This window comes from Stenotrophomonas sp. YJH_SMC_82, assembly GCF_059368875.1.
Genome location: NZ_JCAFSE010000002.1, coordinates 1 through 25,978, shown reverse-complemented (window position 1 = coordinate 25,978; position 25,978 = coordinate 1). Strand labels below are relative to the sequence as shown.

The window sequence follows — 25,978 nt, the reverse complement described above, 5'->3', positions numbered from 1 at the left end:
ATCCGCCCGGTAGGTGTCGACCTTGGTCGACACGCACGGCGCCAACCAAGGTTGGCGGCTACCGGGGCGGGCCCGGCCCAGGGCTGGGGCTGGGCGGTTTTGGTATGCTGGGCAACCGGCTGTGCCGGGCGCTGCATCCCCCCTCACTACACGATTCCCGCAGATCCATGAGCGAAGCTACCGATACCCCCCCCGTCGACGAAAACAAGTTGATCGCCGAGCGCCGTGAGAAACTCAAAGCGCTGCGTGGGCAGGGCATCGCGTACCCGAACGACTTCCGTCGCGAGGACTTCGCCGGCCGCCTGCAGGAAGAATTCGCAGATGCCGAAACCTGGACCGCCGAGGCCCTGGAAGGCAACGGCCGCCAGGTGAAGATGGCGGGCCGCCTGATGGCCAAGCGCATCATGGGCAAGGCCAGCTTCGCGCAGATCCAGGACGAGTCCGGCCGCATCCAGCTGTTCCTGCAGGGCGCGGTGCTGGGCGATGCCTATACCGCCTTCAAGGGCTGGGACGTGGGCGACATCATCGCCGTCGAAGGCGGCCTGACCCGTACCAAGACCGGCGAGCTGTCGGTCAAGGCCGAATCGATCCGCCTGCTGACCAAGTCGCTGCGCCCGCTGCCGGACAAGTGGCATGGCCTGGCCGACGTCGAGCAGCGTTACCGCCAGCGTTACGTCGACCTGATCGTGACCCCGGAGTCGCGCGCGGTGTTCATCAAGCGCTCGAAGATCATCCGCGCCATGCGCGCGTGGCTGGACAACCGCGACTTCCTGGAAGTCGAGACGCCGATGATGCACTACATCCCCGGCGGCGCGGCGGCCAAGCCGTTCACCACCCACCACAATGCGCTGGACCTGGACCTGTACCTGCGCGTGGCGCCGGAGCTGTACCTCAAGCGCCTGACCGTGGGTGGCCTTGAGCGCGTGTACGAGATCAACCGCAACTTCCGCAATGAAGGCGTCAGCACCCGCCACAACCCGGAATTCACCATGATGGAGCTGTACGAGGCCTATGCCACGTACAACGAGATCATGGACCTGACCGAAGGCGTGATCCGTGACGTGGCCAAGGCGGTCAACGGTGGCACCGAGGTCGAATGGGACGGCGCGAAGATCGACCTGGGCCCGGCATTCCGCCGCTGGCGCATGGACGAGGCAGTCCGCCACCACAACCCGGAAATCTCCGTCGCCGATTGCACCGACCGCGATGCGCTGCTGCGTCATTGCGAGCGCCTGAAGATCCGCGTCAAGCCGTCCTACGGCTGGGGCAAGCTGCTGCTGGAGATCTTCGAGGCCACCGTTGAGCACACCCTGATCCAGCCGACCTTCATCACTGACCATCCGGTGGAGGTCTCGCCGCTGGCCCGTGCCAACGACAATGACCCGGGCTACACCGACCGCTTCGAGCTGTTCGTCAACGGCAAGGAGCTGGCCAACGGCTTCTCCGAGCTGAACGATCCGGAAGACCAGGCCCAGCGCTTCCAGGCCCAGGTGGCGGCGAAGGAAGGTGGCGATGACGAGGCCATGCACTACGACGCCGACTACATCCGTGCGCTGGAGTACGGCATGGCACCGACCGGCGGCCTCGGCATCGGCGTGGATCGCCTGGTGATGCTGCTGACCGGCAGCAGCTCGATCCGCGATGTACTGCTGTTCCCGTACATGCGTCCGGAGCAGTAAGTCGTCTTTTTGACTCCCGATTGTGCGCGCCGTCCCGAAACGAGACGGCGCGATTGACGCGTCCCGCACTCGGCGTATCGTAATTGCACTACCTTGACGCCTGTTATGGCTTGATCGGCGCCAGGGGGAGGGCACGGTGTGGGGAGTCCGCTTCACATTGTGATGACGATCATGAATCGGGACGCATGACACGGGAGTCAGGCCGATGCAGGGTGCGAGCGTTCGCAGCGGCAGAGTATCCTCGCCTGCTGATGATCCAGCGTGGTCGAGAAACCAGGCAGAGTACGCGTTGAACATCGTCATCGTTGACGACCAGACTTCGGCCCGGACGATGCTGCGTCACGTCATCGAAGACATCGCGCCGGAAGTGAGCGTGTATGACTTCGGAGACCCGCTGACCGCATTGGCCTGGTGCGAAGCCCATCCGGTCGACCTGCTGCTGCTCGATTACCGCATGCCGGAGATGGATGGGCTGGAATTCGCCCGTCGTTTCCGTCGCCTGCCCAAGCACCGTGACATTCCGGTGATCCTGATCACCGTGGTCGGTGACGAGCCGATCCGGCAAGCGGCACTGGAAGCAGGCGTCATCGACTTCCTGGTCAAGCCGATCCGCCCGCGCGAGCTGCGGGCGCGCTGCTACAACCTGCTGCAGCTGCGCCAGCAGACCGAGAACGTGAAGCAGCGGGCGCTGTCGCTGGAGCAGCGCCTGCTGGCCAGCATGCATGAGGTCGAAGAGCGCGAGCGCGAAACGCTGTCGCGGCTGGCACGCGCGATCGAGTTCCGTGATGCCGGCACCAGCGCCTACCTGGAGCGCATGGCGCGCGTGGCCGGACTGATCGCCGAACAGCTCGGGCTGCCCGAAGAGGAGGTGCGCCTGATCGAAATGGCTGCGCCGCTGCATGACATGGGCAAGATCGCCATTCCCGATGCGGTGCTGCTCAAGCAGGGCAAGCTCAACGAGGAAGAACTGGCGATCATGCGCCGGCACCCGCGGATTGGCCATGAACTGCTGAGCGGCAGCCAGAATCGCTTCATCCAGGTTGGCGCGTTGATCGCACTGCGTCATCATGAGCGCTATGACGGCAGTGGCTATCCCGATGGGCTGGTCGGCGACGCGATTCCGCTGGAAGCGCGCATCGTGGCCGTCGCCGATGTCTTCGACGCCCTGATTTCGCCCCGTCCGTACAAGGAAGCATGGACCATGGAAGCCACCCTGGCTTATCTCTACGCCCAGCGTGGCCGCCTGTTCGATCCCCGATGCGTGGACGCGCTGCTGCGCGGCCGCGAACAGCTCGACCAGATCTGCGCCGAGCATTCGATGGCGTCCGCGCGCCCGGGGCTGGGCGCGTGAAACGCCTGTTGTCGCAGCTGCGGCTGCGCCTGTCCCAGCGCCAGGACAGCGAGCACGGCCAGCAGATCGTCCGCATCGTGCTGATCAGCCTGATCCTGGCCTACGTACTGTTGCCGGCACCGCGCCACGATCTGCCGCATACCCAGTACGTCGGTGTGCTGGCGATCGTGCTGACCGGCCTGAGCCTGTCACTGTTGCTGTTCGGCTGGCTGCTGTGGCGGCCGGCGCGTTCCGATCCCCGCCGCGTGCTGGGCATGTTGGCTGACTACGGCCTCATTGCTGCCGGCATGGTGCAGATGGGTGAGCCGCTGGCCTGGGTCTACATCGTGGTGATGTGGGTGACGGTCGGCAATGGCATGCGCTTTGGCAACCACTATCTGTACGTGGCGGTGGCCATGGCGATGGTGAGCTTCGGCTGCACCGTGATGCTGACGCCTTACTGGCAACAGAATTTCCGCCTGGCCATCGGCCTCTGGCTGGGCCTGGCAGCGGTGCCGCTGTACTTCTCGACATTGCTGCGGCAGTTGACCGAAGCGATGGCCGAGGCGCGCCGCGCCAGCGAGGCCAAGAGCCGGTTCCTGGCCAACATGAGCCATGAGTTCCGCACGCCGTTGAACGGTCTCAACGGCATGACCGAAGTGCTGGCCACCACGCGCCTGGATGACGAGCAGCGCGAGTGCCTCAACACCATCCAGGCGTCCTCGCGCAGCCTGCTGGCACTGGTGGAGGAAGTGCTGGACATCTCGGCCATCGAGGCCGGCAAGCTGCGCGTGGTGGCCGAGGACTTCGCCGTGGCCGACGTGATCCAGGCGATCGGTCTGATCCTGTTGCCACAGGCCAAGGCCAAACGGCTGGATTACCGGGTGAAGGTGGCCGATGGTGTGCCGCCACGCGTGCGCGGCGATGTCGGGCACCTGCGGCAGATCCTGCTGAACCTGGCCGGCAACGCGGTCAAGTTCACCGACCATGGCCGGGTCGAGATACGTGTCGGCGTGGTGCAGGCCGATGCCAGCGGGGCGGTGCGGTTGCGCTTCGACATCCTCGACACCGGCATCGGCGTGCCACCTGCCATGCGTGCACGGCTGTTCGACGCGTTCGAGCAGGCCGATGTCAGCATGGCGCGCCGCCACGAGGGGACGGGGCTGGGCACGACCATCGCCAAAGGCCTGGTCGAGGCGATGGACGGTGACATCGGTTATCTGGAAAACCCGCCGCGCGGCAGCCACTTCTGGGTCGAGCTGCCGTTCGCGCCGCCGCAGCCGCAGGTGCCGGGCGCGGTGCCGAGCCTGAGCGGCGACGAAGACGCGGGCCCGGGCGGCAACGTGATCGCTTTTGCCGATCCGTTCCTGCGCCATCGCGCCCGCGTGCGCAGCATGCAGATCCTGGTGGCCGACGACCACGAGGCCAACCGCATGGTCCTGCAGCGCCTGCTGCAGAAGGCCGGCCATCGCGTGCTGTGCGTGGACGGCGGTGAGGCGGTGCTGGATGCGCTGGCCGACAGCGAGTTCGACGCGGTCATCGTCGATCTGCACATGCCGGGCATGAGCGGGCTGGACATGCTCAAGGAACTGCGGGTGATGCAGGCCGGCGGCGGTCCGCGCACGCCGGTACTGGTACTCAGTGCGGATGTAACGCCCGAGGCGATCCAGCGCTGTACCCAGGCCGGCGCACATGCCTTCCTGGCCAAGCCCGTCGTTGCGGTGCGCCTGCTCGATACGCTGGCCGAGATCGCCAGCAATGCCCAGCTGAAGACCATGGCCGCACCGGTGGTGCGACCGGCGGCGCCGCTGCAGGATGGCGTGCTCGACAGCAGCGTGCTGGACGAACTGGCTTCGCTGGGCATGGGCGAGGGCTTCGAACGTGAGTTCATCCGCCAGTGCCTGGAGGACGTGGCGAGCTGCATGGGCAAGGCCGAGCAGGCCGGCGAGGCCACGCAGTGGGATGTGTTCCGCGAACAATCCCACGCGATCAAGGGCGTGGCCAGCAATCTCGGCCTGATGCGCGCGTCCAACCGTGCCGGCGAGCTGATGCGGATGGCCGACTGGCAGCTCAAGACCGAATGGCGTCCGCGCCTGGGCATCCTGCAGGAGGCGATCAAGGAAGGCCGGCGCGCGCTGGACGCGCGGGCCGAACGCCGCATGCGCGGCGCCGCCGATGATGGTGAAGCGCGCTGAGGCGTGGCGTGAACACAAAAAAAGCCCGGTGGCCAGCCGGGCTTGAACCCATCCTGGGGGAGGGGAGGAATCAGGCCGCGTCGAGACTGGCGCGACGGGTCTGGGCCTTGATCAGGCGATCCATGGTGCGCAGCGAGCGGTCGCCGAGTGCGAGGGCGGAATCGACCCATACCTTGGTGATCTCCAGCAGTTCGTCGTAGCTGACCGGCTGGGCGATGGCGCGTGCGACATTCATCGCCAGATAGGACTGCGGCGTGCGCTGCTGCTGGCGGATCAGTTCCTCGACCGCCGCCCGGCCTTCGCCCTTCTTCACCAGCACGTCGACCACGCCCATGGCATGCATCTCCTCGGCACTGTAGACCCGGCCGTCGAGGATGATCTTCTCGGCCAGGTGGGGGGACACGCGCCGGCACAGGAAGGAGTACGCACCCATGCCCGGGAACAGGCCGAACAGCACCTCCGGCAGGCCCAGTCCGCTGCCTTCCTCGGCGACGATGGTGTGGCAGGCCAGGGCCATTTCCAGGCCGCCGCCGAGGGCGTCACCCTGGATCAGCGCGATCGAACGGACATCGCCGCCGAACCCGGTATGCAGGTGGTGCACGCCCTCCACGCAGCGCTGGGCGTAATTCAGCAGGAGGTCGCGGTTGCCTTCGCGGATCAGGCGGGTGAACAGGTCCAGGTCGCCGCCCAGGTTGTAGGCGACGGCATCGGAGGCCAGCACGAAATGCCGCAATGTCCCGTTGTGGCGTTCGGCAGGGCTGCGGGTGATGGCCGCCATGTAGCTCCACATTTCGTCGAGCATGTCCTTGCGGCAGCAGGGGCGGATCCCGGTGGCGGCATCGGCGTGCATGAACAGCCAGTGGGCAGCGCCGTCGGCGCTGTCTTCGGTACGGATGGTGGCGAACGGTGAGCCGCTTGAAGGCAGCTTTTCGATGGTACTCATGGAAGGGTCCTCGGCATGCGGCCCGCAGTGTCAGGTGGGTGGCCGGCGGGCCGAACGGTCCACACACGCGGCGATGCTACACCGCCTCAGCGGCGTCGCATGCGAAAGGGCCCGGGACGTTTCCGCCCCGGGCCCTGCACTGTCCAGATTGCCGCAAACCCTTACTGGGCGGGCGTATCGCGGAGTTCGCGACGGAGGATCTTGCCGACGTTGGTCTTCGGCAGCTCCTTTCGGAATTCAACGATTTTGGGGTGCTTGTAGCCGGTCAGGTTGGCCCGGGCATGCTCCTTGACCATTTCGGCGGTCAGGTTCGGGTCCTTCTTCACGATGACCACCTTCACCACCTCGCCGGACTTGTCGTCCGGGACGCCGACCGCGGCCACTTCCAGCACGCCCGGCATCATCGCGATCACGTCCTCGACTTCGTTCGGGTACACGTTGAAGCCGGACACCAGGATCATGTCCTTCTTGCGGTCGACGATGTAGAAGAAGCCGTGTTCGTCCATCTTGGCCATGTCGCCGGTATGCAGCCAGCCGTCCGCGTCGATGGCCTTGGCCGTTTCCTCCGGGCGCTGCCAGTAGCCCTTCATCACCTGCGGGCCCTTGATGCAGAGCTCGCCGACCTCGCCCAGCGGCAGGATGGCACTGTTGTCATCCTTGATGCAGGCATCGGTGGAGGGGATCGGCAGGCCGATCGAGCCGTTGTACTCGGTCAGGGTGAGCGGGTTGATGCAGGCTGCCGGCGAGGTCTCGGTCAGGCCATAGGCCTCGACCAGGGTCACGCCGGTGACCTTCTTCCAGCGCTCGGCCACGGCGCGCTGCACGGCCATGCCGCCGCCCAGGGTGACCTTCAGCGAGGAGAAGTCGACCGTGTCGAAACCGGGGGTGTTGAGCAGGCCGTTGAACAGCGTGTTGACGCCGGTGATGGCGGTGAAACGCACCGACTTGAGCTCCTTGACGAAGCCCTTCATGTCGCGCGGGTTGGTGATCAGGTGATTGCAGCCACCGAACTTCATGAAGACCAGGCCGTTCGCGGTCAGCGCGAAGATGTGGTACAGCGGCAGGGCGGTGATGATCCACTCCTTGCCCATCTCGATGCCGGACGCACTGATCCAGGCCGAGGCCTGCTGCATGTTGGCGATCAGGTTGCGGTTGGTCAGCATCGCGCCCTTGGCCACGCCGGTGGTGCCGCCGGTGTACTGCAGGAACGCGATGTCGTCGTGGTCGATCTCGACCTTGGGCAGGCTGTGGCGGCTGCCGAGCTTGAGCGCCTGGCGGAAGCGCACCGCGCCCTTGAGATGGTAGTTGGGCACCATCTTCTTGATGTACTTCAGCACGAAGTTGACGATCACGCCCTTGGCGCCGAGCAGGTCGCCAAGGCCGGTGGTGACCACATGCTTGACCGGCGTATCGGCGATGACCTGCTCGACGGTGTCGCCGAAGTTGTCGACCACCACCAGCGCGGTCACGCCGGCATCGACCAGCTGGTGCTTGAGCTCGCGGGCGGTGTACAGCGGGTTGACGTTGACCACGGTCAGGCCGGCGCGCAGCACGCCGAAGGTGGCCACCGGGTACTGCAGGCAGTTGGGCATCATCAGGGCGACGCGGTCACCCTTCTTGAGCTTGAGCTCACCGAGCAGGTAGGCCGCGAACTGTTCGACCAGCGCGTCGGTCTCGCCGTAGGTGAGGACCTTGCCGAAGCTGGAGTAGGCGGGACGGTCGCGGAATTTCGCGACGGAAGCGTCGAAGACCGAAGCTACCGAATGGAACTCGTTGACGTCGATCTCGGCGGGAACGCCTTTCGGATAGCTCTGCAGCCAGGGACGATCCAGACTCATATTCCCCCTCCAGGAATCGTGATGTATTAGGTCCGGCCCTGAGCGTATCGACAACGGCCGGTCATTGCAGCATACCCCGCCGTAGGGAAAACGCGAAGAGGCCCCGAAGAGCCTCCTTGCTGGGTAGTGCTGGCCGCTGGCCGGCATCTGCGCTGGACGGACCATACGATGGATGCCGGCCAGCGGCCGGCACTACCGTGGCCCCAAGCGGGCCGGCTGCGTCAACCCTGCTTGCGAACGGGTGCGCCGTTGGCCTTGTAGTACGGCGCGGTGCTACGGGCGAGCGGGGTGCGGCCGCGGATCACGTCGGCCAGCTTCTCGGCCATCATGATGGTCGGCGCGTTGAGGTTGCCGGTCACCACCTGCGGCATGATCGAGGCATCGACGATGCGCAGGCCTTCCAGCCCGTGTACGCGGCCCTGGCCATCGACCACCGCCATCGGATCGTCGGCATGGCCCATCTTGTTCGAGCACGACGGGTGATAGGCAGTCTCGGCGTGCTCGCGCACGAACGCATCGATCTGCGCGTCGGTCTGCAGCGCGCTTCCCGGCGAGATCTCGCGGCCGCTGTACGGGGCCAGCGCCGGCTGCGCGAAGATCTCGCGGGTGATGCGGATCGCCGCACGGAACTCGCGCCAGTCCTGGTCGTGCGACATGTAGTTGAACAGGATGCTCGGATGTTCGCGCGGGTCCTTCGAGCGCACGTGGATGCGGCCGCGGCTGGGTGAGCGCATCGAACCGACGTGCATCTGGAAGCTGTGCGCCTTGATCGGGTTGGAGCCGTTGTAATTGATCGCCACCGGCAGGAAGTGGTACTGCAGGTTCGGCCAGTCGAATTCGGCGTCGCTGCGGATGAAGCCACCGGCCTCGAACTGGTTGCTGGCGCCGATGCCGGTGCCCAGGAACAGCCACTCGGCACCGATCGCCGGCTGGTTGTACAGCTTCAGTGCCGGCGCCAGCGACACCGGCTTCTTGCACTCGTACTGCAGGTACATCTCAAGGTGGTCCTGCAGGTTGGCGCCGACGCCCGGCAGGTGGTGCACCAGGTCGATGTCCAGGCTGCGCAGCAGGTCGGCCGGGCCGACGCCCGAGCGCTGCAGGATCTGTGGCGAGGCGATGGCGCCGCCGCACAGCAGCACTTCGCGGCGGGCGGTGGCGCGCTGCGGCTGGTCGCTGTGCAGCCACTGCACGCCCACGGCGCGCTTGCCCGAGAACAGGATGCGGTCGGTCAGCGCGTGGGTGACGATGGTCAGGTTCGGGCGCGGCTTGGCCAGGTCCAGGTAGCCGCGGGCGGTGCTGGAACGACGGCCCTTCGGGGTCACCGTGCGGTCCATCGGGCCGAAACCTTCCTGCTGGTAGCCGTTGAGGTCGTCGGTGCGCGGGTAGCCGGCCTGCACGCCGGCTTCGACCATCGCAGCGAACAGCTCGTTGTTGCCGGCCTTGGGCGTGGTAACGCGCAGCGGGCCGTCGCCACCGTGGTAGTCATTGGGGCCGATATCACGGGTTTCGGCCTTGCGGAAGTAGGGCAGGCAGTCCAGGTAGGTCCAGTCTTCCAGGCCCGGCATGCTGGCCCAGTTGTCATAGTCCATCGCGTTGCCGCGGATGTAGCACATGCCGTTGATCAGCGACGAGCCGCCCAGGCCCTTGCCGCGGCCGCAGTCCATGCGGCGGTTGTTCATGAAGGGCTCCGGATCGGTCTTGTACGCCCAGTTGTAGCGCTTGCCCTGCAGTGGGAAGGCCAGTGCCGCCGGCATCTGGGTACGGAAGTCGAGCCGGTAGTCCGGGCCACCGGCTTCCAGCAGCAGCACGCTGACATCGGCATCTTCGGTGAGGCGGGTAGCCAGCACGTTGCCGGCCGAACCGGCGCCGATGATGATGTAGTCGTACTCGTTGTGGGTGCTCATGGGTGTCTCCTGCAGGCCGGGGCGCGCTGCATGCAGGCGTCCCGGCGGGATGTCGGATCGGCGCGGTGGCCGGACGATGGGGCGTGCTGGCGGCGCGCCGGTCAGAACACGCTGGCGTAGTCGCCCAGCTCGACCTGCACCGACTTGATGCGGGTGTAGTGGCCGAGGGTCGAGATGCCGTTCTCGCGGCCGACGCCGGATTCCTTGTAGCCACCGACGGGCATTTCGGCCGGCGATTCGCCCCAGGTGTTGATCCAGCAGATGCCGGCTTCCAGGCGGTGGATGATGCGGTGGGCGCGGCTGACATCCTTGCTGACCACGCCGGCGGCGAGGCCGAAGGTGGTGTCGTTGGCACGACGCACCACTTCGTCTTCGTCGTCGTAGGCGAGGATGCTCATCACCGGCCCGAAGATCTCTTCCCGGACAATCGTCATGTCATCGCGGCAGTCGGAAAACACGGTCGGCAGCACGTACGCGCCATTGGCCAGCGCGCCTTCGGTGGCACGGCCGCCGCCGGTCAGCAGGCGGGCGCCTTCGGCCTTGCCGCTTTCGATGTAGCGCAGCACGTTTTCCATGTGCGGGAAGCTGGTCAGCGGGCCGAAGTTGGTCTCGGCTGCCATCGGGTCGCCGATGCGGATGCGCTTGACGCGCTCGACAACGGCGGCCTCGAACGCGGCCAGCATGCTGCGCGGCACGAACACGCGGGTGCCGTTGGTGCAGACCTGGCCGGAGCTGAAGAAGTTGGCCATCACCGCGATGTCGGCGGCGCGGTCCAGATCGGCGTCATCGCAGATCACCAGCGGCGACTTGCCGCCCAGCTCCATGGTCACTTCCTTCAGCGACGAGGACGCCGCGCTGGCCATGACCTTCTTGCCGGTGGCGACGCCGCCGGTGAAGGAAATCTTCTCGATCACCGGGTGCTCGGTCAGCCACTGCCCGATCTCGCGGCCCGGGCCCTGCACGACGTTGAACACGCCGGCCGGCACGCCGGCTTCGGTGTAGATCTCGGCCAGCCGGATCGCGGTCAACGGGGTCACTTCGGACGGCTTGAACACCATCGCATTGCCGGCGGCGAGGGCCGGGGCCGACTTCCACATGGCGATCTGGATCGGGTAGTTCCAGGCGCCGATGCCGGCCACCACGCCCAGCGGTTCGCGGCGGGTGTAGAAGAAGCTCGATTCGCGCAGCGGCAGCTGGATGCCTTCGATGGCGGTGGCCAGGCCAGCGTAGTACTCGACCACGTCGGCGCCGGTGACGATGTCCACGGTGGTGGTCTCGGCCAGCGCCTTGCCGGTGTCCAGGGTTTCCAGGTGGGCCAGTTCGTCGTTGCGCTCGCGCAGGAGCTCGACGGCGCGGCGCAGGATGCGCGAGCGCTCCATGGCCGTCATCGCGGCCCACACCTTCTGGCCTTCGGCCGCGCTCTGCACGGCGCGCTCGACGTCGGCCTGGCTGGCAACCTGCACTTCGGCGATCACCTCACCGGTGGCCGGGTTGACGGTCTTGAAGGTCTTGCCGCTGGTGGCATCGACGCGCTGGCCGTGGATGTAGAGCTGTTGGACGGGCAGGGTGGTCATGGGGCGTACTCCTTGGAAGGGGGCGGGTGCTGAAGCGCTTATAGCGCGGCAGCCTGCAACTGGAAGTCGATGTAGCCGTAGGCGATGCGCCGCGACTTGTCGGCGTTGAACTGGCCGCCGACCAGGCTGCCACGCAGCCACAGGCCGTCGATCATCGCGGCCAGGCCACGGGCGGCCAGGCGGGCCTGCGGGTGGGGCAGCAGGCGGTTGAACTGGTGGCACAGGTTGGAGAACAGGCGCTGGTCGTTGGCGCGCTGCAGCCGGGCCAGTTCCGGCTGGTGCATGCTGGCGGCCCAGAACGTGAGCCAGACGCGCATTGCGGTACCGTTGATCTGACTGTCGTCGAAGTTGCCATCGACGATGGCACGCAACTGCTCGCGGGGGTCATCGCTGGCCTCGGCGCGGTAGCGGGCGACGGCGTCCTTCAGTTCGCGCAGGATCTGCCGCATTGCAGCATTGAGCAGGCCGTCCTTGTCGCCAAAGTAGTGGGCGACGATGCCGCTGGACAGCCCTGCCTTCTTCGCGATGGTGGCGACGGTCGCGTCGGCCATGCCGATCTCGTCGATGGTCTGGAAAGTGGCCCGGATCAGCTGTTCGCGCCGTACCGGTTCCACGCCTTTCTTCGGCATTGTCTCTCCACGGATTGCGACCCGAAGGATCGGCTGCCCGCCATTATGCTTTTTATTGATTGAACGTTCAATCAATAAACCCTAGGATGCGCTCGCGCCCCACGCCATGGGCCCGGTTTACCGGTCCGGCCCCGCCCATGTGCTCCCCCGGACTGATGAGACGATCCCATGTCTTCCCTGGCTCATCCCAAGCGTTCGCCCCTGCGCTTGAACCGTTTTGTCTTTCTCAGCTCCTCGGTGTCGATCGGCATCCTCGGGCTGCTCACCGTTCTCTATCCCGAAGGCAGCGAGCACTGGCTGCAATGGGCGCAGGCCGAGGTGTCGGCCGCGTTCGGCTGGTGGTACATGCTGCTGATCGTGCTGTGCCTGGGCTTCGTGCTGTGGCTGGCGTTCTCGCCGTATGGCCGCATCCGCCTGGGTCACAACGAGGAGTCACCGGCCTTCGGCTACGTTGCCTGGGTCTCGATGCTATTCTCGGCCGGCATCGGCATCGCGCTGCTGTACTACGGTGCCTACGAGCCGCTGGACCATTTCCTGCATCCGCCCGGGCAACCCGGCGGGACCGTGGCCGCCGGCCGCGAAGCGATGGTGCTGACCTTCCTGCACTGGGGCCTGCACGGCTGGGCGCTGTACGCGCTGGTCGGCGTGGCGCTGGGCTACTTCGCGTACCGCCGCGACCTGCCGCTGGCGCTGCGCTCGGCGCTGTACCCGATCTTCGGTGAGCGCATCCACGGCCGCATCGGCGACATGGTCGATGGTTTCGGCATCCTGGCCACGCTGATCTCGATGGTGACCAACCTCGGCATCGGCGCGCTGGTGGTGCAGTCCGGCCTGGTCTACCTGTTCCACATCCCGGATACGCCGCAGGTGCTGGTGGCCATCGTGCTGGTGATGATGGTGGTGGCCACCATCGGCGTGGTCGCCGGTGTGGAAAAGGGCATTGCCTGGCTGTCCAACCTCAATGTGCGCCTGCTGTGTGGCCTGCTGCTGTTCGTGCTGGTCACCGGCCCGACCCTGCACCTGTTCGACGGCCTGATCCAGAACACCGGCGATTACCTTGGCGCGTTCGTGCGCAAGAGCTTCGACATGTACCTCAACGACCCGAAGGGCCGTGAGTGGATGGGCTCGTGGACGCTGTTCTACTGGGCCTGGTGGATCGCCTGGGCGCCGTTCGTCGGCCTTTTCGTGGCGCGCATCTCGCGCGGCCGCACCATCCGCGAAGTGATCATGGGCGTGCTGCTGATCCCGCTCGGCTTCACCCTGGCCTGGCTGTCGATCTTCGGCAACACCGCCATCGACCTGGTGCTCAACCACGGCCAGGCGATCCTGGGTGAGGTGGCCCAGCACGATGCGGCGATGACGTTGTTCAAGCTGCTGGAATACCTGCCCGGCGCGCCGTACGTGGCCGGTGCCGCAGTGGTGATCGGCTTCGTGCTGTTCCTGACCCCGGTCGACTCGGGCACGCTGATGATCGCCAACCTGTGCACCCGTCGCGTTGACGATGGTGTGGAAGACGGCCATGACGCGCCGATCTGGCTGCGCGTGTTCTGGGCGGCCGGCATTACCGTGGCCAGTGTCGGCCTGCTGCTGGCCGGCAATTTCAGTGCGATGCAGACGGCGGTGGTGCTGTGTGGCCTGCCGTTCTCGTTCACGCTGGCGTTCTACATGTGGGGCCTGCTGAAGGCGCTGCGCACCGACCCGGACGCACCCCGCCGCTGAGCGCCTCTGTAGAGCCGAGCCCACGCTCGGCTGCTGTTGGCGCAGAAGCAGACGAGCGCAGGCTCGGCTCTACAGGGGGGCATCGCAGACGGAAAGGGCCGGACCCGCAAGGATCCGGCCCTTTTCCGTTACTTGGCTGCCAGCTGGCGCAGCACGTACTGCAGCAGGCCGCCATGACGGAAGTACTCGACTTCCTTCGGGGTCAGCAGCATCACCGAGACCTCGAAGGTCTTCTTCGTGCCATCGGCCTTGGTCGCGGTGACCGTGGCGCGCTTGCTGGCACCGTCCTGCAGGCCGGTGATGTCGATCACTTCCGAGCCGTCCAGGCCCAGGCTCTGCGCGTTCTCGCCGTTGCGGAACTGCAGCGGCAGCACGCCCATGCCGACCAGGTTGGAGCGGTGGATGCGTTCGAAGCTCTCGGCGATGACCGCCTTCACCCCCAGCAGCAGGGTGCCCTTGGCGGCCCAGTCGCGCGACGAGCCGGTGCCGTATTCCTTGCCGGCCAGCACCACCAGCGGCACCTTGTCGGCCTTGTACTTCATGGCCGCATCGTAGATCGCCAGCTTCTCCGGCTGGCCACCACCGGCGGGGTAGTACAGGGTGTTGCCGCCTTCCTCGCCACCGAACATCAGGTTCTTGATGCGGATGTTGGCGAAGGTGCCGCGGACCATCACGTCATCGTTGCCGCGGCGGCTGCCGTAGCTGTTGAAGTCGGCCGGCTGCACGCCGCGTTCCTGCAGGAAGCGGCCCGCCGGCGAGTCCTTCTTGATGTTGCCGGCCGGGGAGATGTGGTCGGTGGTGATCGAATCGCCGAACAGGCCCATCACGCGTGCGCCGTGCACGTCGTCGATGCTGCCGGTCTGCATGGTCATGCCATCGAAGTACGGCGGGTTCTTGATGTAGGTGGAGGCATCGCTCCACGCGTACAGGTTGCCGTCCGGCGAGGCGATGGTGTTCCAGCGGGTGTCGCCCTTGAACACGTCGGCGTAGTTCTGCTTGAACATCTCCGGGCCGATGGTGGCGGCGATGACATCGCCGATTTCCTTGTTGCTCGGCCAGATGTCGCGCAGGAACACCGGCTGGCCATCGCTGCCGGTGCCCAGCGGCTGGGTGGTCAGGTCGATGTCGGTGGTGCCGGCGATGGCATAGGCCACCACCAGCGGCGGGCTTGCCAGGTAGTTCATCTTCACTTCGGGGTGCACGCGACCCTCGAAGTTGCGGTTGCCCGACAGCACCGAGGTGACCACCAGGTCGCCGGTGGCGATGCCGGCGCTGACTTCGGTCGGCAGCGGGCCGGAGTTGCCGATGCAGGTGGTGCAGCCGTAGCCGACCACGTAGAAGCCGATCTTCTCCAGCTCCTTCAGCACGCCGGCCTTTTCCAGGTAGTCCGTGACCACGCGCGAGCCCGGCCCGAGCGAGGTCTTCACCCACGGCTGGCGGTTCAGGCCCTTGGCGGCCGCATTGCGGGCCAGCAGGCCGGCACCGATCATCACCGCCGGGTTGGAGGTATTGGTGCAGGAGGTGATGGCGGCGATGACCACCGCGCCATCCTTCAGCCGCACCTTGCGGCCTTCGATCTCGATGTCGGCGAAGCCCTTGGCCAGCTGCTCGTTGCCGACCGCCGCGCCGCCGCCTTCATTGACGAACGAGGAAACATCATCACTGCGCTTGTCGCGGTTGCTGGTCATGCCAACCAGTGCTTCGCGGTAGTTCTTCTGCACGTCCTCCAGCAGCACGCGGTCCTGCGGACGCTTCGGGCCGGCCAGCGACGGCTTCACCGTGCCCATGTCCAGTTCCAGCGTGGTGCTGTACTGGGCATGCGGGCTGCCCGGTTCGTGCCACAGGCCCTGTGCCTTGGCATAGGCTTCGACCAGGTCGATCTGCTCTTCGCTGCGGCCGGACAGGCGCAGGTAGTTCAGCGATTCGGCGTCGATCGGGAAGATGCCGCAGGTGGCGCCGTACTCCGGGGCCATGTTGCCGATGGTGGCTCGGTCGGCCAGCGGCAGGTGCTGCAGGCCGTCACCGTAGAACTCGACGAACTTGCCGACGACGCCCAGCTTGCGCAGCATCTGGGTGACGGTCAGCACCAGGTCCGTAGCGGTGGCACCCTCGGGCAGCTTGCCGGTCAGCTTGAAGCCGACCACCTGCGGAATCAGCATCGACGACGGTTGGCCGAGCATGGCGGCCTCGGCTTCGATGCCGCCCACGCCCCAGCCAAGCACGCCGATGCCGTTGATCATGGTGGTGTGGCTGTCGGTACCGAACACGGTATCGGGGTAGGCGATCGCCTTGCCGTCCCTGTCGGCGGTCATCACTACGCGGGCCAGGTTCTCCAGGTTCACCTGGTGGACGATGCCGGTGTTCGGCGGCACCACCTTGAAGTTGTCGAAGGCCTTCTGGCCCCAGCGCAGGAAGCCGTAGCGTTCCTGGTTGCGCTGGAACTCGATCTTGCCGTTGAGGTCCAGCGCGTCCGGCTTGCCGAACACATCGACCTGCACCGAGTGGTCGATGACCAGTTCGGAGGGGATCTGCGGGTTGATCTGCTCCGGCGAGCCGCCCAGCTTGACGACCGCGTCGCGCATCGCGGCCAGGTCGACCACGCAGGGCACGCCGGTGAAGTCCTGCAGGACCACGCGCGCCGGCATGAAGGCGATCTCGGTGTCCGGCTCGGCCGCCGGGTTCCAGCGGGCCACGGCTTCGATGTGGTCCTTGCCGACGGTGATACCGCCGTCCTCGTGCCGGAGCAGGTTCTCCAGCAGGATCTTCATCGAGTAGGGCAGGTGGGAGATATCGAAGCGCTGGCCCAGCGTGGGCAGGCTGAAATAGTCGTAGGTCTTGCCGCCGACGTTCAGCTGGCTGCGGGTGGAGAACGAATCGCTCATGCGGGGTAACTCCTTCTTGCGGATGGCTTGCAGTGGCCCGCGCATGGGCGGGCCTGCTTGCGGTCGCCGCGGGCCTGACGGCCCCGGTCGTCCCAGTATGAACCTCAGACTGAATGGATTCATCCGGGCCGGGTCCCGGCCTGCGGCATCGGTTCCAGACTACAGGGGAAGGTGTATGGCGTATGTCACGTTTGTGGCCGATCCTTTGCGAGGCAAGGGCTGGCGGGGCGCCGGTCCTGTTCAGGGTGGAAGTATGCCCGGGGAAGTATGTATAATTTGTGCATACTCTGGAGGGCCTACCGATGGAAGCCACTGTTGCAGAACGCGGACAGATCACCCTGCCCAAGGCGGTGCGTGATGCCCTCGGCCTGACCAAGGGCACGCTGCTGAAGGTCGAGCTGGACGGCAGCCGCATCATCCTGCGCAAGAGTGTTGACGATGCGATTTCACGGGCGCGCGGCAAGTTTGCGCTGGACGGCTTCGAATCGTCCGACGCAGCGGTACGCGCGGTGCGTGACGAGGAATAAGCCGTGATGATCGCCGTCGATTCACCGGTGCTGGTCGAGCTGCTCAGCAATGGTCCGCAGGCCGATGCCGTGGAAGCCATCCTCCGGCAGAGCCTGGTCGGTGGCCGCGTGGTGGTCTGTGGCGCGACCCTGGCCGAGGTCTGCGCATCGCTGCGCGGCGGCGCCGAGGTGCTCGAAGCGCTGGAAGAAATGGGCGTGCACTTCAACCCGATGGAAGCCAAGTCGGCGCTGCGCGCCGGCGAGATGCACCGCCGTCATCGCCAGCGTGGCGGCAGCCGCCGCAGCCTGGACGAATTCATGGTCGGCGCCCACGCACTGCTGCAGTGTGACGGCCTGATCACCTGGAACGACACGTTTTACCGCGACTACTTCAAGGGCCTGAAGCTGATCGTGCCGCACGCCTGAGCCCACTTTGTTATTTCAACCTACGCATTACCCGGGAGTTGTCATGTTGGAAGCCTACCGCCACCACGTCGCCGAGCGCGCTGCGCTTGGCATCCCGCCGCTGCCGCTGAGCGCGCAGCAGACGGCCGATGTCATCGAACTGCTGAAGAACCCGCCGCAGGGCGAGGCCGAGTTCCTGCTCGACCTGCTGACCCATCGCGTGCCGGCCGGTGTCGATGACGCGGCCAAGGTCAAGGCCTCGTACCTGGCGGCGATCGCCCTGGGCAGCGAGCAGAACCCGCTGATCAGCCGCGAGCGCGCCACCGAACTGCTGGGCACCATGCTCGGCGGTTACAACGTCGCCCCGCTGGTGCAGTTGCTGGACGACGCCAGCGTCGGCACCATCGCCGCCAACGGCCTGAAGAAGACCCTGCTGGTGTTCGATGCGTTCCATGACGTGCAGGAAAAGGCCAAGGCCGGCAACGCCAACGCCCAGGCCGTGCTGCAGAGCTGGGCCGATGCCGAGTGGTTCACCAGCAATCCGGAAGTGCCGCAGAGCCTGACCGTCACCGTGTTCAAGGTGCCGGGCGAGACCAACACCGACGACCTGTCGCCGGCACCGGACGCGACCACCCGCCCGGACATTCCGATGCACGCCCTGGCGATGCTGAAGAACAAGCGCGACGATGCGCCGTTCACCCCGGAAGAAGACGGCAAGCGCGGCCCGATCCAGCAGATCCTGTCGCTGAAGGAAAAGGGCCACCTGGTTGCCTACGTCGGCGACGTGGTCGGCACCGGTTCCTCGCGCAAGTCGGCCACCAACAGCGTGCTGTGGTGGACCGGCGATGACATTCCGTTCATCCCGAACAAGCGCGCCGGTGGCGTCTGCCTGGGCGGCAAGATCGCCCCGATCTTCTACAACACCATGGAAGATGCCGGCGCGCTGCCGATCGAGCTGGACGTGTCGAAGATGGAACACGGCGATGTGGTCGAGCTGCGTCCGTATGAAGGCAAGGCGCTGAAGAACGGTGAAGTGATCGCCGAGTTCCAGGTCAAGTCCGACGTGCTGTTCGACGAAGTGCGTGCCGGTGGCCGCATTCCGCTGATCATCGGCCGTGGCCTGACCGGCAAGGCGCGCGAAGCGCTGGGCCTGGCCCCGACCGATCTGTTCCGCCTGCCGGTGCAGCCGGTCGACACCGGCAAGGGCTTCTCGCTGGCGCAGAAGATGGTCGGCCGCGCCTGTGGCCTGCCGGAAGGCCAGGGCATGCGCCCGGGCACCTACTGCGAACCGAAGATGACCTCGGTGGGCTCGCAGGACACCACCGGCCCGATGACCCGCGACGAGCTGAAGGACCTGGCCTGCCTGGGCTTCTCGGCCGACCTGGTGATGCAGTCGTTCTGCCATACCGCCGCGTACCCGAAGCCGGTGGACGTGAAGACCCACCACACCCTGCCGGAGTTCATCTCCACCCGTGGCGGCGTCTCGCTGCGCCCGGGCGACGGCGTGATCCACAGCTGGCTCAACCGCATGCTGCTGCCGGACACCGTCGGCACCGGTGGTGACTCGCACACCCGTTTCCCGGTGGGTATTTCGTTCCCGGCCGGTTCGGGCCTGGTCGCCTTCGCCGCGGCCACCGGCGTGATGCCGCTGGACATGCCGGAGTCGGTGCTGGTGCGCTTCAAGGGCAAGATGCAGCCGGGCGTGACCCTGCGTGACCTGGTCAACGCGATCCCGCTGTACGCGATCAAGTCGGGCCTGCTGACCGTGGCCAAGGCTGGCAAGAAGAACATCTTCTCCGGTCGCATCCTGGAAATCGAAGGCCTGCCGGAGCTGAAGGTCGAACAGGCGTTCGAGCTGTCCGATGCCTCGGCCGAGCGTTCGGCGGCCGGTTGCTCGGTGCGCCTGAACAAGGAACCGATCATCGAGTACCTGACCAGCAACATCACGCTGCTGAAGTGGATGATTGCCGAGGGTTACCAGGACCCGCGTTCGCTGCAGCGTCGCATCGAGAAGATGGAAGCGTGGCTGGCCAACCCGCAGCTGCTGGAGCCGGATGCCGACGCCGAATACGCCGCCGTCATCGAGATCGACCTGGCCGACATCCACGAGCCGATCGTGGCCTGCCCGAACGACCCGGACGACGTGAAGACCCTGTCCGAAGTGGCCGGCGCCAAGATCGACGAAGTGTTCATCGGTTCGTGCATGACCAACATCGGTCACTTCCGCGCCGCTGCGAAGCTGCTGGAAGGCAAGCGTGACCTGCCGACCCGCCTGTGGGTGGCCCCGCCGACCAAGATGGATGCTTCGGAGCTGACCAAGGAAGGCGTGTACGGCACCTTCGGCGCTACCGGCGCGCGCATGGAAATGCCGGGCTGCTCGCTGTGCATGGGCAACCAGGCGCAGATCCGCGAAGGCTCCACCGCGATGTCGACCTCGACCCGCAACTTCCCGAACCGCTTGGGCCGCAACACCAACGTGTACCTGGGTTCGGCGGAACTGGCGGCGATCTGCTCGCGCCTGGGCCGCATCCCGACCAAGGAGGAGTACATGGCGGACATCGGCGTGATCAACGCCAATGGCGCGGAGATCTACCGCTACATGAACTTCGACCAGATCGAGGAATACCAGGACGTGGCCAAGACGGTCGCTGCCTGATGCGGTAGTGCCGGCCGCTGGCCGGCATCTCGTTGAAATGAAGAACCCCCGGTGAAAGCCGGGGGTTTTTTGTGGACAGGGCACTTTCGGAGAAATTGTATGTCTCTGGCGACGCATGGCGCCTACCGTGGATGCCCACCATTCGGGTCTTGCCTGAGATGCGCCATTCATTTCTGCTGACGACTCCCAGCCCTGCCCATCGCCGCAGCGTCATCACCCAGGCCTTCGGGGCTCTGCTGGCCTCCGCACTTCTGACCATGGCGCCATCGGTCGGCGCAACGCCGGCGTCTGCGATGCCGCTGTCTATCAAGCCGCCGCCCCGTCTCGACAGGACTACACGCCACAGCCTCTGTCATGAGGGTCGCTGCGTGGTGCTGGATGGCACGGGCCGGCAACTGGTCGAGCATCGGGGAATGCAATACCTCCGCCCCTTCAAAAATGGGGTGGCGGTCTTCGAAAGGGGGGAGAACAGGGGCGTCATGAATTCAGAAGGGCGTATCGTCCTTGAAGCGCATTACGACTCGGTTGAGGCACATGGCAACGGGATGATCGAAGCCAAGGTATTGCTGCGGAGCCCGCCCAAGGCGTACACGCGAATCGACTTCTTCAATGCACGAGGCCGATTGGTGCGTCGGTTTGAGGAGAAAGGCGAGATCGATCTCCTGCGCTCGGCGTCCTGGGCAGGAAACCCGGCTGTAGAACTCTGCAACAGTGAAAAGCGGCGCTGCACGACCCACTTCCTTGACGCAAAGGGCAGGTCCGGTCCCGTTTTCAGTGTCTTTGGTAGCTTTGGTCCCGTGGGTCATGAGGGGGAAGTGGCCATCGCTTCGCGCGATGGTGTCCACTTTGGCCTGGTTGATCGATCACTGGCAGGCATAGGGCGCCAGGACTACGATCAGATGACCTTCAACAGTTCGGGTTTCGCGCTCGCCACCCAGGGCGGGAACGACACGGTGCTGGATCCCCACGGGGTGCAAGTGGCGCCCATGGGTCGATATCGGTTCAAGTTTGGTCGGGGTGGGTACCTGCTTTCTGCGGTAGCCGAAGACGGCCAGTGCCTGCATTTCACGCGCGCGGGTTTGATGTTTCCGACGCCTGCAGGCCACTGTATGAAGACAGATGAGTTCGCTGAACGAGTGGGGTATGTAATCTTCAGTTCGGAAGATGATGAATACGTTGTAGGCCTGGATGGGTCGCTGCGCTCCCTGCAACGCGCTGCAGGCCTGCATCCGTTGAACCGCAGGATCGTCGAGTATCAAAAGCCCGGCGAAGCGGGGGTGCGTTTCATGATGCTGGAAGATGGCAGCATCTCGTCTTCCCTGTACTACCGACTTGCGCCTTTTCAAACCGCGGAAGGACTGGATGACCAACTGCTGTTGGCCCAAGCCGATGGAGGATGGGGTGTAATAGATGCTACGGGTGCTTGGCTGATTCCTCCTCGTTACCGTCGAATAAGACCATTGGGTCCGAATCTGGTCGCGGCATTCGAACGGCCGGGATATGACCCCGGGTATCACATACTCGATCTGCGTGGCAATGCGGTGGCTGATTTCACGCTGCATGATCCCTTACCGGATTTTTTGGCGGATGGAACAAGAGTCTATGCGCTCTCACTACGTGGCCGTTGGGGTCTTCTGGATGAGTCGGGGCGGTGGAGGCTGGCGCCCCGCTACGGCTACGTGAATGTTTCGAAAGGCCTGGTTTCAGTGCGTGAGCGAAACAGTGCCGGTGATATTACGGTTAATTTTCTTGACCCGGACACAGAAACGACGCTGTTCGAACAGGGATTTCTATCGATTCATTCTCGACCGGATGGTCTGTTTGAGACGTTGAAGACAGATCAGACCTTGGAGCTGATCAAGCTCGACGGGACCGTTCTGGGGCGTCTGCATCCTCGTCCCAGCCAATAGTCGGACCATTGACTGCCTGGTATGGCTGGAGCCTGGTGCGATCCAAATGGAAAATCTGGGCGTGTTGGAAACAACGCAACGCTCAGGCTTCCGGCGCTACTGCACGGTCCAGTCTGCGCTGCCTTCCAGCCGACGGCCGCCGATCAGCACGTTGCCGCTCTTACCGGAGACATCCATCTCGAACCAAGGCAGTCCATCACGGTCAAGTGGACGCACGTAGGCCTGGCGCTTTGCACGGTTGAATTCGATGTAGTAGCGGCGATGCACGTTGGGGTACGGCGGGATAGACGGGCCTTTCCAGCTGACGCTTACCGCGCCGGGATCTTCGCGACCCACCAGCATCAGCATGAAGAACACATCACCCTGCTTGGCCTCGAAGTAGAACAGATCGCCACTGGCGCTGGCGGGTGCCAGTGGCAATGAAAGCAGTACGGCCGCCAGGGCGGCCTTCCATATGCCTTTGATCATGTGCAGCATTCCTTGTGCAATACCGCTATCAAAGCACACATGCGGGTAGCGCGTTGAAACGAAGAACCCCGATGAAAGCCGGCACCTTGAAACGAAGAACCCCGATGAAAGCCGGCACCTTTTCTTGTTGCCTGATGGCCTGTAGCGCCGAGTCCATGCTTGGCTGCTGTTCGTGCGATGCGCGATGAGTCGAGCGCGGCTCGACTCTACAAAGTCATCCACGCATGGCGTGGATCTACTGCCCGCGGAGTCCTTGAGCCGGGGCGCGCTATCAGCCGCGAGCGAGCGCCAGCAGCCGCTCGGCAATCCGCTCCAGCGGCACCTGTTCCTCAGCCGCCCCCAGCTTGAACGCGGCGCCGGGCATGCCCCAGACCACGCTGGTGGCTTCGTCCTGCACCAACGTCGGCGCGCCGGCCTGGCGCATTTCCAGCAGGCCGCGTGCACCGTCATCGCCCATGCCGGTGAGGATGGCGCCGATGGCGTTGCCACCGGCGTTCTGCGCGACCGAACGGAACAGCACGTCCACTGCCGGCTTGTGGCGGTTCACTGCCGGGCCATCGTCGACGCGGCAGCGCCAGCGCGCACCGTCGCGGATGATCCGCAGGTGCTTGCCGCCCGGCGGCAGGTAGGCGTGGCCAGGCAGCACTGCTTCGCCATCGCTGGCCTCGCGCACGGCCATCGCCGAGTGCCGGTCCAGGCGTTCGGCGAAGGCACTGCTGAAGCTGGCCGGCAGGTGCTGGGTCATCACCACGGCGGGCGCGTCGGCAGGCATGCCTTCCAGCACCACGCGCAGCGCTTCGGTGCCGCCCGCCGAGGAACCGATCGCGATCAGCCGGTCGGTGGTGCGGAACTGCGGCGCGGCCGGGCGTATCGCGGGCGCGGCGTCCAGCATGAGCTTCGGCGCGGCAGCGCGCACCAGCGGACGTACCCGCGAGCGCGCCGCCATCTTGACCTTGGCGATGATCTCGTCGGCGTAGCCCTGCAGGCCGCGGGCCACGTCCAACTTCGGCTTGGATACGAAATCCACGGCGCCCAGCGCCAGTGCCTGCAGGGTGGTGTCGGCGCCGCGCTCGGTCAGCGAGGAGATCATCACCACCGGCAACGGGTGCAGGCGCATCAGGTTTTCCAGGAACGCCAGCCCGTCCATGCGCGGCATTTCCACGTCCAGGGTGATCACGTCCGGGGCCAGTCGCTTGATCTTTTCACGGGCCAGCAGCGGGTCGGCGGCGGTGCCGACCACGTCGATGGCGGGATCGCTGGACAGGATCTCGGTGAGCATCTGGCGCACGACGGCAGAGTCGTCGACGATCAGCACCCGGCAGGGGGCGTTGCCGGTAGAGGTCATTCGAACAGCTCCACGCCACCGGTGACCGGCGCCTTGGACAGGCGCGCACGCACCGCCGATTCGGTGGCGGCCACTTCGGCCTCATGCGCATGCGGCAGGCGCTGCACCACCACGCGGCCGGTGTCGGCGAAGAACCAGATCTTGCGCGGATGGATGCCGCACAGGTCCTCGGCGATGATCGGGATGTGCTCGGCCTGCAGGTACTGGCGCACGAACTCGGCGTTGCGGGTGCCCACTGGATTGCTGGTGAAGCCCTTGAGCACGTTGGCGCCGCCGAACACCTTGGCTTCGATGCGCTTGCGGTGGGCGCCCCGCTTGAGCATGTCGTTGATCAGCAGTTCCATCGCATAGCTGCCGTAGCGTGCGGGTGCGCCGTCACCGGCGTTGCCCTCCGGCAGCAGGAAGTGGTTCATGCCGCCGATCTTCAGCACCGGGTCGCGCAGGCACGCCGCCACGCAGGAGCCCAGCGTGGTGGTCAGCGCAGTGGTGTCATCGACCACCAGGTACTGGGTCGGCAGCAGCTTGGCGGCGATGGTCTGGAAGCGCGCATCCTGGTAGCGCATCACATCGTCGGTACGCAGCGAGGCATTCATGCGCCGGCCTTTGCCGCACGGCGGTACAGGGTGCGGCCGCAGGGCTGGATCAGGTCGGCGGCGTGCAGGTAGTTCTCCGAATGGCCGGTGTAGAGCAGGCCGTCATCGGCCAGGTGCTGGACCAGGCGACCGAGGATGGCGCGCTGGGTCGGCTTGTCGAAGTAGATCATCACGTTGCGGCAGAACAGCGCGTCGAACGGGCCGCCGACGTCGTAGCGCGGGGCGAGCAGGTTCAATGGGCGGAACTCGATCAGTTCGCGCAGCGCCGGCAGCACGCGGCACTGGCCCTCGTTGGGGCCGCTGCCGCGCTGGAAGTAGCGGCGGCGCAGGTCCGGATCGAGGCTGGCGACGCGATCGATGTTGTAGACGCCGCGGCCGGCGGTGGCCAGCACCTGGGTATCGACGTCGGTGGCAATGATGCGTACCGGCGGCTTCAACGTGCCGAAGGCCTCGCAGGCGGTGATCGCCATCGAGTAGGGTTCTTCGCCGGTGGACGCCGCGCACGACCACAGCAGCAGTGGGGTGCGGCTGGAGCGCTGCTGGAGTTCCTCGCGCAGCTTGTCGAAGTGATGCGGTTCGCGGAAGAACGAGGTCAGGTTGGTGGTCAGGGCGTTGGTGAACGCCTGCCATTCGTCACCATCTTCCTGCTCCAGATGGTCCAGGTACTGCTGGAAGCTGCGCATGCCCAGCGTGCGCAGGCGGCGCGACAGGCGGCCATAGACCATGTCGCGCTTTGCCGGCGCGAGGGCGATGCCCACGCGCTGGTAGATCAGGTCGCAGACGCGGCGGAAATCGCGGTCGGCGAACTCGAATTCGCGCGGGCCGGTGACGATGGGGGTAGGACTTTGCACGGGGGACGTGTCCATCGGCAGAGGCGGCGGCCGCAGCCGCCGCGGGTGGGTCTCAGAATTCCTGCCAGTCGCTGTCGCTGGCGGCGAAGGTGCTGGCGTTGCTGCTGCGGCGGACCGGAGCGGGCGTGCTGGTCGGCTGCGGGCGTGCCACGGTGGTGACACGGGCCGGCTCCGCGCGCGCGGCCACGGCCTTCACTGCGGCGGACACCTGGTTGTCGAGGCGGAAGATCGCCACGGCGTCAGCCAGCTGGCCGGCCTGGTCCTCCATTGCGCGTGCCGCAGCAGTGGCTTCTTCCACCAACGCAGCATTCTGCTGGGTGGTTTCGTCCATCTGCACCACGGTCTGGTTGACCTGCTCGATGCCGGCGCTCTGTTCCTGCGAGGCCGCAGAGATCTCGGCCATGATGTCAGTCACGCGCTGCACCGAGGCGACGATCTCGCCCATGGTCGCGCCGGCCTTGTGCACCAGCGCCGAGCCGTCGTTGACCTTGCCGACCGAGTCGTCGATCAGGCCCTTGATCTCCTTGGCGGCCGCGGCCGAGCGCTGGGCG

19 protein-coding genes are annotated in these 25,978 nt (G+C 65.8%); 8 read left to right on the top strand and 11 right to left on the bottom strand.

Annotation, left to right across the window (positions count from 1 at the left end; genetic code table 11):
• Window positions 1–167: 167 nt before the first annotated feature.
• The 3 genes from lysS (at window position 168) to AC5P53_RS07615 (ending at window position 5,204) form a co-directional block, all read left to right on the top strand.
• Window positions 168–1,679, top strand: coding sequence for a lysine--tRNA ligase (lysS, locus tag AC5P53_RS07625; protein ID WP_049440102.1), 1,512 nt, complete (start codon window positions 168–170; stop codon window positions 1,677–1,679).
• A gap of 205 nt (window positions 1,680–1,884) precedes the next feature.
• Window positions 1,885–3,030, top strand: a complete 1,146-nt coding sequence (gene rpfG / locus AC5P53_RS07620; RefSeq protein ID WP_241886776.1) for a cyclic di-GMP phosphodiesterase response regulator RpfG — start codon at window positions 1,885–1,887, stop codon at window positions 3,028–3,030.
• Window positions 3,027–5,204 (top strand): response regulator, encoded by a 2,178-nt coding sequence (locus tag AC5P53_RS07615; RefSeq protein WP_049407400.1) that lies wholly within the window; start codon window positions 3,027–3,029, stop codon window positions 5,202–5,204. Before rpfG ends, AC5P53_RS07615 begins: the two co-directional genes overlap by 4 nt.
• A 70-nt stretch (window positions 5,205–5,274) precedes the next feature.
• Here AC5P53_RS07615 and AC5P53_RS07610 read toward each other — a convergent pair whose 3' ends face one another.
• From AC5P53_RS07610 to betI, 5 genes are all read right to left on the bottom strand, one after another.
• Entirely contained in the window at window positions 5,275–6,147 is an 873-nt protein-coding gene (locus AC5P53_RS07610; protein ID WP_126412075.1) for a crotonase/enoyl-CoA hydratase family protein, read from the bottom strand.
• A 161-nt stretch (window positions 6,148–6,308) separates the two neighbouring features.
• Window positions 6,309–7,985 carry a long-chain fatty acid--CoA ligase gene (locus AC5P53_RS07605; protein ID WP_014647008.1) on the bottom strand — a complete coding sequence of 559 codons (1,677 nt, stop codon included), beginning with the start codon at window positions 7,983–7,985 and terminating at the stop codon, window positions 6,309–6,311.
• A gap of 221 nt (window positions 7,986–8,206) precedes the next feature.
• Window positions 8,207–9,889, bottom strand: coding sequence for a choline dehydrogenase (gene betA / locus AC5P53_RS07600; RefSeq protein WP_014647009.1), 1,683 nt, complete (start codon window positions 9,887–9,889; stop codon window positions 8,207–8,209).
• 101 nt (window positions 9,890–9,990) lie between these two features.
• A complete protein-coding gene (betB, locus tag AC5P53_RS07595) occupies window positions 9,991–11,463 on the bottom strand; it encodes a betaine-aldehyde dehydrogenase (RefSeq protein ID WP_014647010.1) in 1,473 nt (490 codons plus the stop codon).
• 38 nt (window positions 11,464–11,501) lie between these two features.
• Complete coding sequence (betI, locus tag AC5P53_RS07590; protein WP_014647011.1) at window positions 11,502–12,092, bottom strand: transcriptional regulator BetI; 591 nt, start codon at window positions 12,090–12,092, stop codon at window positions 11,502–11,504.
• Between the two features lie 168 nt (window positions 12,093–12,260).
• On the opposite strand from betI, the gene AC5P53_RS07585 reads away from it, so the two are divergent.
• Window positions 12,261–13,811, top strand: a complete 1,551-nt coding sequence (locus AC5P53_RS07585; protein ID WP_014647012.1) for a BCCT family transporter — start codon at window positions 12,261–12,263, stop codon at window positions 13,809–13,811.
• 128 nt (window positions 13,812–13,939) lie between these two features.
• Here AC5P53_RS07585 and acnA read toward each other — a convergent pair whose 3' ends face one another.
• Window positions 13,940–16,693, bottom strand: coding sequence for an aconitate hydratase AcnA (gene acnA, locus AC5P53_RS07580; RefSeq protein ID WP_241886777.1), 2,754 nt, complete (start codon window positions 16,691–16,693; stop codon window positions 13,940–13,942).
• A 302-nt stretch (window positions 16,694–16,995) separates the two neighbouring features.
• Here acnA and AC5P53_RS07575 point away from each other — a divergent pair, with 302 nt between their 5' ends.
• The 4 genes from AC5P53_RS07575 to AC5P53_RS07560 all read left to right on the top strand — a co-directional run bounded on the left by AC5P53_RS07575 (window position 16,996) and on the right by AC5P53_RS07560 (window position 22,170).
• The gene (locus tag AC5P53_RS07575; protein WP_005409505.1) at window positions 16,996–17,220 is read left to right on the top strand and encodes an AbrB/MazE/SpoVT family DNA-binding domain-containing protein; all 225 of its coding nucleotides are present in this window, start codon (window positions 16,996–16,998) and stop codon (window positions 17,218–17,220) included.
• A gap of 6 nt (window positions 17,221–17,226) precedes the next feature.
• Complete coding sequence (locus AC5P53_RS07570; RefSeq protein WP_005416402.1) at window positions 17,227–17,625, top strand: type II toxin-antitoxin system VapC family toxin; 399 nt, start codon at window positions 17,227–17,229, stop codon at window positions 17,623–17,625.
• Window positions 17,626–17,668: 43 nt separating this feature from the next.
• Window positions 17,669–20,260, top strand: coding sequence for a bifunctional aconitate hydratase 2/2-methylisocitrate dehydratase (gene acnB / locus AC5P53_RS07565; RefSeq protein ID WP_241886778.1), 2,592 nt, complete (start codon window positions 17,669–17,671; stop codon window positions 20,258–20,260).
• A 158-nt stretch (window positions 20,261–20,418) separates the two neighbouring features.
• Window positions 20,419–22,170: a WG repeat-containing protein gene (locus tag AC5P53_RS07560; protein WP_241887019.1), complete on the top strand. Its 1,752-nt coding sequence runs from the start codon at window positions 20,419–20,421 to the stop codon at window positions 22,168–22,170.
• 96 nt (window positions 22,171–22,266) lie between these two features.
• Here the strand turns inward: AC5P53_RS07560 and AC5P53_RS07555 are convergent, their stop codons facing one another.
• The 5 genes from AC5P53_RS07555 to AC5P53_RS07535 form a co-directional block, all read right to left on the bottom strand.
• On the bottom strand, window positions 22,267–22,638 hold the full coding sequence (locus AC5P53_RS07555) for a hypothetical protein (protein ID WP_134731698.1): 372 nt from the start codon (window positions 22,636–22,638) through the stop codon (window positions 22,267–22,269).
• A 271-nt stretch (window positions 22,639–22,909) separates the two neighbouring features.
• Window positions 22,910–23,983 carry a protein-glutamate methylesterase/protein-glutamine glutaminase gene (locus tag AC5P53_RS07550; RefSeq protein WP_197606439.1) on the bottom strand — a complete coding sequence of 358 codons (1,074 nt, stop codon included), beginning with the start codon at window positions 23,981–23,983 and terminating at the stop codon, window positions 22,910–22,912.
• Window positions 23,980–24,576 (bottom strand): chemoreceptor glutamine deamidase CheD, encoded by a 597-nt coding sequence (gene cheD, locus AC5P53_RS07545; RefSeq protein ID WP_014037083.1) that lies wholly within the window; start codon window positions 24,574–24,576, stop codon window positions 23,980–23,982. Before cheD ends, AC5P53_RS07550 begins: the two co-directional genes overlap by 4 nt.
• The gene (locus AC5P53_RS07540) at window positions 24,573–25,442 is read right to left on the bottom strand and encodes a CheR family methyltransferase (protein WP_049416359.1); all 870 of its coding nucleotides are present in this window, start codon (window positions 25,440–25,442) and stop codon (window positions 24,573–24,575) included. The genes cheD and AC5P53_RS07540 overlap by 4 nt, the downstream gene beginning before the upstream one ends.
• 37 nt (window positions 25,443–25,479) lie before the next feature.
• A partial coding sequence (locus AC5P53_RS07535; protein WP_495202429.1) for a methyl-accepting chemotaxis protein occupies window positions 25,480–25,978 on the bottom strand: 499 nt, incomplete at its 5' end.